Here is a 12,993-nt window from a genome sequence, read left to right on the forward strand (position 1 = left end):
TCAGTGGGAAGGATGCGTTTCTTAAGTTCTTGTACGACGAAATTGCTCCAACCCTCATCGGTGTTGATTATGTTCAGTGCAAAATGTACAAGATGAAATCAGATACTGTGAGAGTCGCTTTGAAAATCTTGGCGGAGAAAGAGCTATATGAGTTCAAAATTGCAAAAGAGAGAAGAAAGTCAGCCATGTTCAATGCTGCCACAGCTCAATTGACTGAACAGGAATTGGACGTCATTCTAATCCGGTACCAAGGTGAGCGGGACCGAACGGATCTCACGGCATCTGAATTCGAGATAATCCTTTCAGCAGCTGAAAAGAAATTAACCAATTTGATAAAAAATGACTGAATAAAGCAATTCGATGAAATTAGAAGAGCTATTGAAAAAGATTCTTTGGAGGTCAGTAAGTGGAAAAACCTAAAAAAGAGTTTATGATTGGGAATACCACGATCATCGTCCATTCCCCTCTTGTGGTCATGTCTAGTGAAGAAAGAAAGCAGTGGTTCAGAGATGAATGGGAAAAAGGTAACCCAATATTAAAGGAGATTGCCGCTGCCGTTCATGCTTGCTACGAAGATGATTAATGATAGAAGGTTTTACTGGCTTAAAGACGAGAATATAACAAGCTCGCCTTTATTCTAAGTATTGAAATTTAAAAGAACGAGGAGCGCACCCAAAAGGGTGCTATCTTTAAAAATAAATTTATGGTTAATAAATCTGCAATTTGAAATCCTATGTTAAAATAAAGAAAAACCTAATAGGTTATATTTTGAGGGGCAGAATGAAGACTAAACCAACACCAATTTTTCATATTACACATAAAAATAATTTAGAAAAAATTATCAATTCAAAAGGTTTGCACTGTGTTTCAAGTCTGAGTAGTAAAAGTAATTCTTATACTAATATTGCACATAATAGTATACAAGATCTAAGGGCAACAACTGTTGTACCGGTTGACCCATTTGGTACACTACACGAATATGTTCCATTTTATTTTGCACCAAGATCGCCTATGTTATATACAATTCACAGGGGTAATGTCACAGGTTATAGCGATGGTCAAAAGCCTATTGTTTATCTTGTTACAACTATTGAAGAAATCGAGAAACAATCAATTCCATTTTGTTTTACTGACGGTCATGGTATTATGTATTTCACAAATTATTATAAAGAGCTGACTTTTCTTAATCAAATTGATTGGGAAGTAATGAAAATGAAGTATTGGAGCGACACTCCTGAAGATAATGATCGAAAAAGGAGACGCCAAGCTGAGTTTTTGATTCATAGCTTTCTCCCATTAAATTCTATAAAAGCAATTTGTGTAATAAATAATTCAATAAAAGATGACATAAATAAACTTTTGGAAATTCATAATGTAACCAATATTCCAGTACTAGTTAAAGATGATTGGTACTATTAAGGTGGTGAGTCGAATTGATTCATTATACTAAAGGGAATTTATTAGAAGCTGATGTTGAGGCTTTAGTAAATACAGTTAACACTGTTGGAGTTATGGGTAAAGGAATTGCATTACAGTTTAAACAAGCCTTCCCACAAAACTTTAAAGAGTATAAAAAATCATGTGATCAAAAATTATTAAAACCAGGAGACATGTTAACAGTTTCAGTTAGCATGATTCAAAATCCTAAATACATTATTAATTTTCCAACAAAAAGACATTGGAAGAATAAATCTAAAATTGAAGATGTTGAAAGTGGTTTAGTAGCACTTGCTCAGGAAATAAGCGATTTAGGAATAAAATCAATTGCCGTACCACCACTAGGATGTGGAAATGGGGGATTGAACTGGAAAGATGTTAAACCCTTAATTGAAAAACATTTAGAAAAACTTAAAGATGTAGATATTCATGTGTATGAACCAGGTGGAGCACCTAAGCAAGATGAAATGAAAATAGGTACAACTAAACCAAATATGACAAAATCACGAGCTTTATTTATATCGGCAATTAATGAATATATGGCTCCAGGATATAAATTATCTTTATTAGAAATACAAAAGATTGGTTATTTTCTTCAAGAACTAGGAGAACCCCTTCGTCTGGATTACAAGAAATACATTTATGGTCCATATGCTGAGAACTTAAACCATGTTTTATTAAGAATAGAAGGTCATTATATTCGAGGCTACGGTGATAGAAGTAAGGATGCAGAAATTTATTTACTCCCGGGTGCAGTTGAGGAAGCTAATTCATTTTTGTCTGAAGATCCTGTAGGACAAGAAACTTTGAAAAAGGTTAGTGAGTTGATAAGAGGATTTGAAACCCCATATGGTATGGAATTATTATCTACTGTACACTGGCTAATAAAAGAAGACAAAGATCTAATTAATTCCCCTGAAACAGTTGTAAAAAAAGTTCAATCTTGGAATTCTAGAAAAAAGAGATTATTCCGAAATGATCACATAATCGCAGTTATTAATCACTTGCAAAATATTGAACCAAATGTCAATGTCTAATGTTAACAACCGCAAAGCATTAGACATTGACACCCGTTAATATGATTAATGAAATGTGTAAAAAACCACCATTCTTATTATAGAAGGTGGTTTTTATTGTTAGTAATCTGAATTGATGTGATAAAACTCTATAATGCAATTATTCTTTTTATCTCGAACATATGCATTATATTTTCCTGTGTCACTAAGTTTAGTAAAACATTGAAACATTTGAATACTTGATTGCGCATTAGAAACGATTGCATCAAAGTCGATTACTTTGAAGTTTTCGATATTAACCTGAATTTCGTGATTTTGATCAGTCAATATCCAAAGGGTTGTTTCACTTATACTGTATGTGTCAATAACTATTCTACTCAAGGTAACAGGTCCTACAAGAATTGTATGTTTCTTTTTTGTATTTCTAAGGTGTTCTAACAATGTAACTATGGCCATAGTCATTCCTCCTAGAAAAATCTATTCAAATTTATATGCTAAGAAAAATAGGTTAAGCACCGATTCAGGCACTTAACCTATTTTCACCGTTATTCCCTTCATATTTGAAGGAATTTCTTTTTGTTTAGGGGTAGTTTTTTCAATGAATTCACTTATATTTTGTACTTGAATGAATTTCATTTGCTCATGTGGAGGTAATTTGTACCTCGTATCGGTAACGATCATAATCTTGGGAAATATTTTTTTCTCAGGTTGCCAGGGCTCTTTTTGCCAATCATTGCTCATGAAGTAGCTTAGATATCGACTGTACTTTTCAAGCATAACCTTCTCAGAATAAACAGAACGCTGAATTTCCACAAACCAAGGGGTCCTTTTCCATCTCATGAATACGTCCGGCTCCATATAACCTTTCCCGTATTTCGGCTCAACAATATAAGATTTTGGCTGCTCATGCGGAAGCAACGATTTATAGAACTCAACAATTTTCAGGAAATGAGGAATCTTTGCCGAGTCTTTTTTGATTGATGCCGGTGAAGAAAAATACATGAAAGGCTGCCGGGTTGCATTCACTTCTATTTGTCCGTCTCTCCTTAACCGTTTTAAAACGGTGTTGCAGCTGGTGACCGGCTTCTTTAATCCTGAAAAGTGAAGATCGATTATATCGTCTCGGGACATACATCTAAAACGCTGCAGATCCTTCAAAATTGCCAGGTCTCTTTTCTTCATTCGTCTAGCCCTCCTAATACGTCTTCATATGATTCATCATCCTCAGGAGCCTTTAAAGGGGGATTAGCGACTTCTGGAGGATTGGGACACCTAAACACATCCAATATCTTCTCAACATCATCCTCATTTAAATATGGGGCTTTAATTGGCGTTAACGCATCAAGATTCAGTAAGTATTTACCAGGCTCATTAATTTTTTCACTTCCGGGAGTTTCCCCAATCATTGCATTTCTCAAATCGACAGTCCGAAAGCCCATTCTTACAGATAAAACTCCTCGAACATCCGTACTCAATATTTTGTGTGAAGGGCGCTGCATAGAAAGTATGAGGTAAATTCCATATGCTCTTCCAAGGGAAGCAATTTGTAATAAGTCAGCCATAATGTCATCATTCTTAATCATTACAAACTCATCAATGCAAAGAACTATATAGGGTGGCTTTTTATCTTTCGGTAGCTTATTTATGTGTCTAACACGGTTGTTTTTGAGCAATTCTCCGCGTATAGTTAGTTCATTTTTCAATAACTTAAGAACTGGAGCAAAGGAATCAACAAGATAGCTTACGTTTTTTACGTGTTCAACTCCTTCGTAAACACATAGTTCATTTTGTTTAAAATCAGCTAAGTAAAGGTTAAATTCTTTTGGAGAAAAGAATTGGATAAGAGTTGTTAAAATTACGTGCAGAATTGAGCTCTTTCCGCTTCCAGGTTCCCCGAATATCAACAAATTAGGATTGTTTGTAGCATCATAGACCCGCATTTCTCCGCTTGGGTCCATCCCTGCAACAATAGGCATGTGAAACCCTTCTTGTTTTATGATCGCTTCAATTTCTTCAAATTTGTACTTGAGTTCTTTTTCAAGTTTCTTCTTGTGGATTTTAAGTGAATATTTCAGGCCATCGCCCTTAAGCTCATAACTTGAGCCGAATATTTGGGTAAAAATATACTCTTTTTTCGAGAAGTCCTTTGGATTCATACCTGGAGGAATCATGAAAGCATACAGAATATACTCATCATTTTCTTTAGCATTCAGGATAGCCGGGTATCTTTTCCTTACAGAGTCTTTATGCTGCACAGTATGTGAGACATCAGCCATTTTAAAGGCATTCGACAGCTTAGCTTTTAAAGAAAATGTTTTAAACATTCAGGATAAACCTCCTTGTCATTTCAAATAGAAACCATGTTGTCGCTCCAATTCCTCCAGTAGTCAATATAGCCGTTACAATGGCTCTTAGTGTGTCTGACTGTACAAACATACCCTTAGACATCAATCTATCCTCAGCAATGGCCACAGCGACCACAGAGGTACCAATAACGCCCACACATAGAAGTTCAATCATGATGATTTCCCCCTTAAAAAGCAATTAGATTGAATACAAGCTCAATGCTGTTTGTTAATGCTTCAAGTGGAGGGAATTCCTTTATCTTAGGTAATGCCTCCATGTTTATTTGAAAATTAGATATTTCCTTATCAAATCCATTCCTTACAACAGCTGCACGGTGTGTTATGAATTGATATATGTCTTCAGACAGAGGATGTTTTTTTATGATGCTCCAGTGATAGACATCAAGCCAGCATCCTAAGTTATCCGGAAGGGTTGGATTTCCGCAAATTGCTTTAATACCGTCCATATCTTTGAACATGTCATAAGGTGGGGTGTTCACCTGCTGCCATTGCAAATTTTCATATTTGTACTTTAAGGTGTTTCCTATCTCTTTCCATGTATCCATGTTTCAGCCTCCCTGTTATTTAAATCCCCCTCGCGCTCCCCCTTCGTTCCTTCACTCTCCTCTCTCACTAAACACTTTTTGTTTTCTTTTTATATCAACTCTTAAAGGCTTCATTACTTTGGTAGGCTTACCGTGATAGGTATTTGGGTAATTGCTTTGGTCAAAATTTTCTAACTACCTCATCAACTGCCTTGGTAAATTCTATGTAGCCCTGCTTGTACAAGTTGCTAAATTTTTGAGCAGAAAGTTTAAAAATGAAATTTTTGGACAGACTGGTGGACAAGTAGAAATGTATGAGGAGTGTGGAAAAATGGATTGGTTTGGATTAGGAAAAAAAAGATCAAAATTAGGTAAGTGGTTAGATCGGCACGGTGTTTCACAATCGGAGTTTTCCAAGATAAGTGGGGTTTCCCGGCCGACAGTCACCAGGCTTTGTTCGGATGACGATCATCAGCCTAATATGAGCACAGCTAGGAAGATATTAAAGGGGCTGCGGAAGCTGGATGATAAGGTCAATTATGATGATTTTTGGAGTATGTAGTTTTAGAAAAAGTAAAAAAATCAATAAATAAGGATAAAAATGGAAGGTTTTCATTCTGTTTGTGTCGAAAGTAATAGGCGCAAAGGAGTGATAATAGATGCCGAAAAATAAATCCAAAAAGGAACAACTGGAAGCAGGTTTAAATGAAGAAAATGAATTGGTTCTTATTGAAAGTAGAACTATGAGAGATCAGCATGTTTATCGTGATGAGGTTTTAGAGAAAGTAAAAGTGCTTCCACAATTGCCGAATAGTTTAGAAATAACTACGGAAATGGCAGCGGAGTATTATGAGGTGCCAGTGGAGACAGTTCGGTCCCTTGTCAAAAGAAATCGTAATGAATTTAATGATTATGGAGAAATCAGAATCTTAAAAGGTAAGTCATTACAGGATTTTAAGACAGAAGTTCAGGATGAACTTCTCTTTAAAGGTGTAAATGCTCTAACCCTAGTGAATAAGAGAGGATTACTTAGATTAGGGATGTTGCTTACTGAATCTGAGGTAGCAAAATCCGTTAGAAGTTATCTCCTTAATGTTGAAGAAATATCTGATGCAGAACAAAAAAGATGGGCAATTGAACGTGAAATTGGCAAGCGTGAAAGGCGGCAACTTACCGACGCTATTCAGGAATTTTACATGGGTACACTCAAGAGAGGTAACAAAGGACTTGAGTATGCTGAGTTTACGAATTTAGTATATGACACCATTTTTGATATGACTGCAAATGAACTCAGAGTACTTTATGAACTTGAAAGAAAAGAGGCTCTAAGAGATGCTTTTACTACTGAAGACTTAAGGAAAGTGGTAAAAGTAGAAAAGACCATTTCGGTTTTACTTATGTTAGGAAAAGATTACAGAGAAATAAAACAAGAATTAGTTTCAAATAGAGATAAATACCAATAAACATTAAAATGCCCTTCTCTATTATGAGAGGGGCTTAAACGTGTCCTTGCTCTAACCATGTAAAGAACATATCTCGATTTACTTTTTTAATTCTCCCTAATCTGATCAAAGGAAAATCTTCACGGTCCATTATTTCGTATGCAAACTTTACATTAACACCCAATATCTCTGCCACATCTTTTGCTGACATAACCATTGGGTATTTGAGGCGCTCTGTATTCTCCTGAGGATTAGTAACGTCTTCTTTAGTCTGTAAATTAATCATTTCTTTGTTGTATGCAAGAAAACCATCACCTAATAATTGCACTGATGAACTGCATGAAGGACAATGCAATTTAGTTACATGACCGTTAACTCCAAATATGATATTACAAGATAAACATTGAAAAGAAGTGGCAGCATTAAATATCGTTTGGATCATGTTTTAATGATTTCCTCCAGTTAACTTTTTGTCCGCGGATTTGTCCGCAAATAAAATTATAACTATTATATATGAAATATTCAAAAAACATGAAAGCTTGTCAATTAGCGTTTTATTAAGTCCTATTCCATTCTATTAGGTTCGTCGCTGAATGGGCGGCATGATGTAATCATCGCCCCGAAACCTGAAATAGCATAATATGCTATCGTCAGAAACAAAATGAGAGGTTTCCCAATAGGTTTTGGGAAGCCTCTTTTTTCATTATTTTTGTTGTGCCGTCGTCTTTGTATCCTAATCTTCATTAGACGGAAATACAGAAGCGATGATTCAACAAAAAGCATATCAAATAATCTTGGAGGGAACTTTTTGATTTTGACCGAGTGAAATAAATACCAAAACTAAATTTTTACAAATAGTTGACACCACGACTACTTAGTAATACTATATATAAGTAGTAAGCAATACTTAATAGCTAAATGCTTTTTTATACAGGGCTTATAAGTCAAACAAAACAAAGGAGGTTCTCAACATAGAAAATTTAACGGAAATGCTGAAGGGATCGCTTGAAGGATGCGTGCTGGAAATTATCAGCCGCCATGAAACGTATGGCTATGAGATAACCCGCCGTCTGAATGAACTCGGGTTTACTGAAGTAGTGGAAGGGACAGTTTACACCATCCTTGTTCGATTAGAAAAGAAGAAACTGGTGAACATTGAAAAAAAACCGTCGGATATGGGACCCCCACGAAAGTTTTATTCACTCAATGAGGCTGGCCGGGTGGAACTTGACCTGTTTTGGAAAAAGTGGGATTTTGTATCTGCAAAAATCAATGTCTTGAAGTCCAATTAGCAGGATGAACAATAAATCAGTTTTATAAAAAGGAGGAAAAACAGCATGATGGAATGGTTTAGAAAAATGATAGGTGATAAAAAAGAGTATAGGACGATGATGGCACGGGTTGAAGCCCTGCCTGAGGATTATCAGTTTGTCTTTAAGAAAATCCAGAATTACATGTGGAGTTTCTCGGCAGGCAGCGGGATGGATATGCTGCATATCCAGTATGAGCTGATCGAATTGTTCGAAAGCGGAGCGGCGGAAGGCAGACAGGTGCTCGAGATCACAGGGGAAGACGTAGCGACCTTTGCCGACGACCTGGTGGCAACCGCGAGAACGTATACGGCTAAACATCGCGATGATTTGAATCAGAGTATCATGAAGCGATTGGGAAAAGAGAAGTTTAATAAATAATTTTGACTGAATAGCTGGACTAATGTCCGCTTTTGCTGTTCAGATATTTTTTGCACTAGTAGTAAGTGATACAGAATATCAGTCTCACTAAATAGCGGATGCAGTTCATAGAATAAGGAGGAAAAATGATGAATCAAACTGCCATTTCTGTCAAAGGGTTAAAAAAATCCTTCAAAGACAAAGAGGTTCTGAAGGGGGTGGATTTTGAAGTGCGGCGCGGAGAAATTTTCGCACTGCTGGGTTCGAATGGAGCGGGCAAGACAACTGCGGTTAACATTCTCTCGACGCTTATGAAGGCTGATGACGGCGAAGTATGTATTTGCGGCTTTGACGCAATGCGGCAGCCGGCTCATGTCCGGCAGAGCATCAGCCTGACAGGTCAGTTCGCAGCTTTGGACGGCATGCTCACCGGACGTGAAAACCTGATGCTGATTGCCAGGCTCCGTGGAGTTTCCCATCCTGCTCAAGTCGCAGACAATTTGCTTGAAAGATTCAGTTTGACCGATGCGGCCAGCCGCCGTGCAGATCACTATTCCGGCGGGATGAAGCGCCGGATTGACATTGCCATGAGCCTGATAGGGCCGCCTGCAGTCATTTTTCTCGACGAACCGACAACAGGGCTTGATCCAGAAGCGAGGAAAGCAGTTTGGGATACCGTCAAGGAGCTTGCGGAAGGCGGAACGACGATCTTCCTGACAACTCAGTACCTGGAGGAGGCGGAACAACTGGCTGACCGTATTGCCATTCTTCATGGGGGGAAAATCATCACTACCGGTACTCTTTCTGAACTCAAAGAAATGTTTCCGCCGGTGAAAGTGGAGTACATCGAGAAGCAGCCGACATTGGAGGAAATCTTCCTCACAATCACCGGTAAAAAGGAGGAGATGTAAATGAAGAGCAATACAGGTGTATTATTGGGGCGTCTGCTGCGCAATATGATGCGCAGTCCGGATACCATTATTACTGTGGCGATTACGCCGATTATGATGATGCTGCTGTTTGTCTATGTATTTGGCGGTGCCATAGAGACAGGCACGGACAGCTACGTCAATTATTTGCTGCCGGGAATTCTGCTGATTACGATCGCATCCGGGGTCGCGTACACGTCCCTGCGGCTGTATACGGATGTGAAAAGCGGTCTGATGGCACGTTTTATGACCATGCCCATTAAGCGGTCGTCGGTATTGTGGGCTCACGTTCTGACCTCGCTTATTTCCAATGCTCTTTCTGTCTTGGCGGTCATATTCGTTGCGCTCTTGCTGGGCTTCCGTTCCGGCGCGGATATCCTGGGCTGGGTGGCGGCAGCCGGAATACTCGGGCTGTTTACGCTGGCGCTCACATGGCTTTCTGTCATACCTGGATTAAAAGCATCGTCTATGGAAGGGGCGACTGCTTATTCGTACCCGCTGATCTTTCTGCCATTTATCAGTTCGGCTTTTGTTCCCACTGAAACTATGCCGAAAGTTGTCCGCGTTTTCGCTGAAAACCAGCCTGTGACTTCAATTGTAAATACGCTGCGTGCTCTCTTGTACGAAGGTTCCGCTGGAAACGACATCTGGAGCGCGCTTGCCTGGTGCCTCTGCATCATGGTCATCGCTTCCTTTTTTGCAAGTAAAGAATTTAAACGCAAGCTGGGGTAAGCAAGGCAAGTCATTGTCATATAAAAGGCTGCTCACATGCTTGAGCAGTCTTTGCATTTCGAATAAGGTAAAAAGGAGATGAATTGTAAAAGTTAGGTAAATTTTCTGCCCGTTTATTGACTGGAACTGCAGGAAATGTAATGATTGAAGCAGACACCTGTGTCATTTCTCCTGTGCAAATCTCCCTGCTAAACTCCCAAAAATCCTCTCTGTGTAAACGATTAAAATAGGCTGAACGTTTAGAAGTACTCCTCCATTTTTTCAAGAACTCAAAAAATCCGCATCGCAAACTCTTTTTTTCAAGGAGGTGATTTCATTTGTAAACAAACGTTTATTCAATTGTACTTGATCTCAAAGGAGGAAACATATGGGTCACGATATCTCAGGGTACAATAAAGCAGGAGAAGAAATTGCTTACGCACGTTTCAGTATGGGGAATTATAATTTCAGAATCTTGTACGGTTTACTTGGGGCTGATGAATTCAATGCAGGAGTAAGCGGATCAGGAGGCCACTCCGTTTTTTCTCTGCAGCAGATTGAACAAGCTTTAAACGACTGTCATCTCTTCTTTAAAAATGAGGCTTTGCAGTCAGAAGGTTTCAGTTGGGATAAAAAACAAATTTTTGATTTTTTATTGAACTGTTTGTCTATAGTGAAAAAAGAAGGAAGTGTTTCCGTTTATTTTGGATAACGACTGTTTACTGATTTTCCCCAATCCGCTTCTTCATTCGTCTGCAAAGCTATTCCCTCAAAAGAGTCATCTTCCATTTATGTAACAACTCACTTCGATTTAATTTATGTATCGGCTGCAGAATATCTAGTAATACGATTTTAAAAGGCACATGCTCTTACTTCTCGTTAAGCAGGAGCATGTGTTTTTTCCGTTTATGAACACAATACAATCACCCTGTAAGGAACAGTCTGAGCAGGAATGCTTTTCGTGGAAGCCCCGTAAATCACAACAAGATCACGGTTAGCGGGATTGCCAGTAAAAGCCTGGCCGTTTGTCAGCAATGTCTGTGTAAAGGGTGATAGATTCAGCTTCAGCTGTCCATCGCTGCTCACCAGCTGATTGTTGAAATAAGATACCTTCACATTTTGATTCTGGCTTTCTCTTACTACCACCAGCGCCTGATATTGGGGCGGATAAATGAGGGGGACAGGAGCATTTCCGTCATAATATCCAGTCACCAGGTCTCCGGCAGATACCATTGCATAGTCGACAATATAGGTGGAAGGTGACACAATGAAATTTACAGTGGTGCCCGATTGATTTTCTACTGAGAATACTTTGAAGCAGCCTTCGCCGCTTTGTCCTGTGTTAAAATCATTGATCGCTGTGACAATTCCTTGAAACGCATAAAAATTTATCATACATAAGCCTCCATCCTTCGTACACTTATGTACTTTATGCGGGCAGATACCTAAATGAGTGTGCGGATGCCCATAATGAGGGAAAACCGTTATAGATGCTGAAGCGGTGTTTTTCATTGTCATTCTTATTGTTAATTAAATGAATTATGGAATTTTTATGAACTTTTAGGTGCAGATGTTTCATTAACTTGATTACATCCCTTTCTTAGGTGTGGCATGTTGTAAATTATTAGCCCTCAAAACAGTGTCAAACCTTAATTTTTGGGGATTTGACGCTGTTTTATTTTTCTGGGAAGTATACGCAGATCATAGATGCCGCTCTAACAAAATCGCAACTTGCTCTGCCTTGACATTACGCAGGTATGGCGTAAATCCATCATTCATTATAAGAAAGCAAATATTTTAAATCAGATTAATTTCAAATAATTGCCGGCAAGCCATAAATAACAACTCGTTCTCGAACTTATTTTTATAGAACTGTTTGTATCGCCCGGCGATACAGCTTGCAAAAAGGTTTAAAAGCCTTCATATTTAATAGTAAAGGAGGTCCGATATGCGACGTGATATACAACCGAATGAACGAGCTTTCTCTTCAAAGGAAGCGGCTGAAGAAGTTGGGATTGCCACTCCCACTGTTCGTAAATATGGCCAAATATTAGAGCGGAACGGTTATGAGTTTCTGAAAGATGGCGAACGGCGAATCTTTGTTCAATCTGACATCAGAGCGCTTATAGCGCTGCGCGATACGGACAAGCCACTGGACGATACAGCCAAAGACCTTGTTTATGAACAAAAAGAGAGATTAGAAGGATCCGATACATCAGAGATTGCGATACCAGATACATATAATCATTTACCAAATGATCCCAGTCAGCTAAAAGAGGCATTTATGTATGTGGTCAATGAACTTGCAGCTGCACGTGAAATGAATGTGGCGCTGAAAAACGATCTAACACAGCTCAAAACATCGGTTTCCCGGCTCCAGCAAGATCATCATGTAATAAGTTCAACGATTGGAAATTCGTCACATAAAACGAATGCCAAAATTGAAAAACTGCTTCAGCAGCAAACGGATCACTACGAAACATTGCTGCAGGAGGAAAAACAAAAAAGTGAGCTCCTGCAAAAACAAATTCAAACGATGCACGATGAACAAAAGCAAGAGTGGAACTCCCAAAATGAGTTTAATAAACGCTTAGAAGAAGCGATACAAAAACCTAGAGAAAATTGGAGCTGGCTTTTTTCTTTATTCCGGAATAAGAATGAATAAAATCATAGTTCATTAATTAACAGGTTTGGGTGCATGCTTTGTAAGAGCGTGTGGATAACATGGTATCACCGCGCTCTTACAAAGCAAACGAAGGGTCAGCTAAGAATTGGAGGCGATTCCTTCTTTCAAGAACATCATCATTAATGGAGTTGTTCAAGAAAGGGGGGAATCGGCTCTTTTTTTGTATCGTATCGCTGGGCGATATAACGTGCGTATGAATCCCCAGAACCTTC

At 38.6% G+C, this 12,993-nt stretch carries 19 protein-coding genes; 12 read left to right on the forward strand and 7 right to left on the reverse strand.

The annotated features are described in order from the left end of the window. The first annotated feature begins 29 nt into the window (after positions 1 to 29). The 4 genes from GJU41_RS22565 to darG all read left to right on the forward strand — a co-directional run bounded on the left by GJU41_RS22565 (position 30) and on the right by darG (position 2,474). On the forward strand, positions 30 to 347 hold the full coding sequence (locus GJU41_RS22565; protein ID WP_154319672.1) for a hypothetical protein: 318 nt from the start codon (positions 30 to 32) through the stop codon (positions 345 to 347). A 59-nt stretch (positions 348 to 406) separates the two neighbouring features. After that, positions 407 to 583 (forward strand): hypothetical protein, encoded by a 177-nt coding sequence (locus tag GJU41_RS22570; RefSeq protein ID WP_154319673.1) that lies wholly within the window; start codon positions 407 to 409, stop codon positions 581 to 583. 197 nt (positions 584 to 780) lie between these two features. Next, positions 781 to 1,419 (forward strand): type II toxin-antitoxin system toxin DNA ADP-ribosyl transferase DarT, encoded by a 639-nt coding sequence (gene darT, locus GJU41_RS22575; protein ID WP_154319674.1) that lies wholly within the window; start codon positions 781 to 783, stop codon positions 1,417 to 1,419. A 14-nt stretch (positions 1,420 to 1,433) separates the two neighbouring features. Beyond that, positions 1,434 to 2,474: a type II toxin-antitoxin system antitoxin DNA ADP-ribosyl glycohydrolase DarG gene (gene darG / locus GJU41_RS22580; RefSeq protein WP_154319675.1), complete on the forward strand. Its 1,041-nt coding sequence runs from the start codon at positions 1,434 to 1,436 to the stop codon at positions 2,472 to 2,474. A gap of 99 nt (positions 2,475 to 2,573) precedes the next feature. Here darG and GJU41_RS22585 read toward each other — a convergent pair whose 3' ends face one another. The 5 genes from GJU41_RS22585 to GJU41_RS22605 all read right to left on the reverse strand — a co-directional run bounded on the left by GJU41_RS22585 (position 2,574) and on the right by GJU41_RS22605 (position 5,364). Next, complete coding sequence (locus GJU41_RS22585) at positions 2,574 to 2,909, reverse strand: hypothetical protein (protein WP_154319676.1); 336 nt, start codon at positions 2,907 to 2,909, stop codon at positions 2,574 to 2,576. Between the two features lie 72 nt (positions 2,910 to 2,981). Further along, positions 2,982 to 3,635, reverse strand: coding sequence for a replication-relaxation family protein (locus GJU41_RS22590; RefSeq protein ID WP_154319677.1), 654 nt, complete (start codon positions 3,633 to 3,635; stop codon positions 2,982 to 2,984). Beyond that, the gene (locus GJU41_RS22595) at positions 3,632 to 4,777 is read right to left on the reverse strand and encodes an FtsK/SpoIIIE domain-containing protein (protein ID WP_154319678.1); all 1,146 of its coding nucleotides are present in this window, start codon (positions 4,775 to 4,777) and stop codon (positions 3,632 to 3,634) included. The genes GJU41_RS22590 and GJU41_RS22595 overlap by 4 nt, the downstream gene beginning before the upstream one ends. Beyond that, entirely contained in the window at positions 4,770 to 4,973 is a 204-nt protein-coding gene (locus tag GJU41_RS22600; protein ID WP_154319679.1) for a hypothetical protein, read from the reverse strand. Before GJU41_RS22600 ends, GJU41_RS22595 begins: the two co-directional genes overlap by 8 nt. A 13-nt stretch (positions 4,974 to 4,986) precedes the next feature. Then, entirely contained in the window at positions 4,987 to 5,364 is a 378-nt protein-coding gene (locus GJU41_RS22605) for a hypothetical protein (RefSeq protein ID WP_154319680.1), read from the reverse strand. Between the two features lie 151 nt (positions 5,365 to 5,515). Between GJU41_RS22605 and GJU41_RS25120 the strand changes: the two genes are divergently transcribed. Continuing rightward, entirely contained in the window at positions 5,516 to 5,905 is a 390-nt protein-coding gene (locus GJU41_RS25120; RefSeq protein ID WP_224771488.1) for a helix-turn-helix domain-containing protein, read from the forward strand. Between the two features lie 97 nt (positions 5,906 to 6,002). Beyond that, the gene (locus tag GJU41_RS22615; protein ID WP_154319681.1) at positions 6,003 to 6,806 is read left to right on the forward strand and encodes a hypothetical protein; all 804 of its coding nucleotides are present in this window, start codon (positions 6,003 to 6,005) and stop codon (positions 6,804 to 6,806) included. Between the two features lie 34 nt (positions 6,807 to 6,840). Here the strand turns inward: GJU41_RS22615 and GJU41_RS25125 are convergent, their stop codons facing one another. Beyond that, positions 6,841 to 7,227 (reverse strand): helix-turn-helix domain-containing protein, encoded by a 387-nt coding sequence (locus tag GJU41_RS25125; RefSeq protein ID WP_224771489.1) that lies wholly within the window; start codon positions 7,225 to 7,227, stop codon positions 6,841 to 6,843. 529 nt (positions 7,228 to 7,756) lie between these two features. Here GJU41_RS25125 and GJU41_RS22625 point away from each other — a divergent pair. The 5 genes from GJU41_RS22625 (at position 7,757) to GJU41_RS22645 (ending at position 10,807) form a co-directional block, all read left to right on the forward strand. Next, on the forward strand, positions 7,757 to 8,077 hold the full coding sequence (locus tag GJU41_RS22625; RefSeq protein WP_070875287.1) for a PadR family transcriptional regulator: 321 nt from the start codon (positions 7,757 to 7,759) through the stop codon (positions 8,075 to 8,077). Positions 8,078 to 8,122: 45 nt separating this feature from the next. Beyond that, on the forward strand, positions 8,123 to 8,476 hold the full coding sequence (locus tag GJU41_RS22630) for a DUF1048 domain-containing protein (RefSeq protein WP_070875286.1): 354 nt from the start codon (positions 8,123 to 8,125) through the stop codon (positions 8,474 to 8,476). Between the two features lie 128 nt (positions 8,477 to 8,604). Continuing rightward, on the forward strand, positions 8,605 to 9,366 hold the full coding sequence (locus tag GJU41_RS22635; protein WP_070875285.1) for an ABC transporter ATP-binding protein: 762 nt from the start codon (positions 8,605 to 8,607) through the stop codon (positions 9,364 to 9,366). Beyond that, entirely contained in the window at positions 9,367 to 10,116 is a 750-nt protein-coding gene (locus tag GJU41_RS22640) for an ABC transporter permease (RefSeq protein ID WP_154319683.1), read from the forward strand. 367 nt (positions 10,117 to 10,483) lie between these two features. Next, the gene (locus tag GJU41_RS22645; RefSeq protein ID WP_154319684.1) at positions 10,484 to 10,807 is read left to right on the forward strand and encodes a hypothetical protein; all 324 of its coding nucleotides are present in this window, start codon (positions 10,484 to 10,486) and stop codon (positions 10,805 to 10,807) included. Positions 10,808 to 11,001: 194 nt separating this feature from the next. On the opposite strand, the gene GJU41_RS22650 is transcribed toward GJU41_RS22645, so the two are convergent. Further along, positions 11,002 to 11,490, reverse strand: a complete 489-nt coding sequence (locus tag GJU41_RS22650) for a hypothetical protein (protein WP_154319685.1) — start codon at positions 11,488 to 11,490, stop codon at positions 11,002 to 11,004. Between the two features lie 553 nt (positions 11,491 to 12,043). Between GJU41_RS22650 and GJU41_RS22655 the strand changes: the two genes are divergently transcribed. Then, positions 12,044 to 12,760: a hypothetical protein gene (locus GJU41_RS22655; RefSeq protein ID WP_070875281.1), complete on the forward strand. Its 717-nt coding sequence runs from the start codon at positions 12,044 to 12,046 to the stop codon at positions 12,758 to 12,760. Positions 12,761 to 12,993: the final 233 nt, after the last annotated feature.

Origin of the sequence: Metabacillus idriensis, assembly GCF_009674765.1 — a bacterium.
GTDB classification, from domain to species: domain Bacteria; phylum Bacillota; class Bacilli; order Bacillales; family Bacillaceae; genus Bacillus_P; species Bacillus_P idriensis.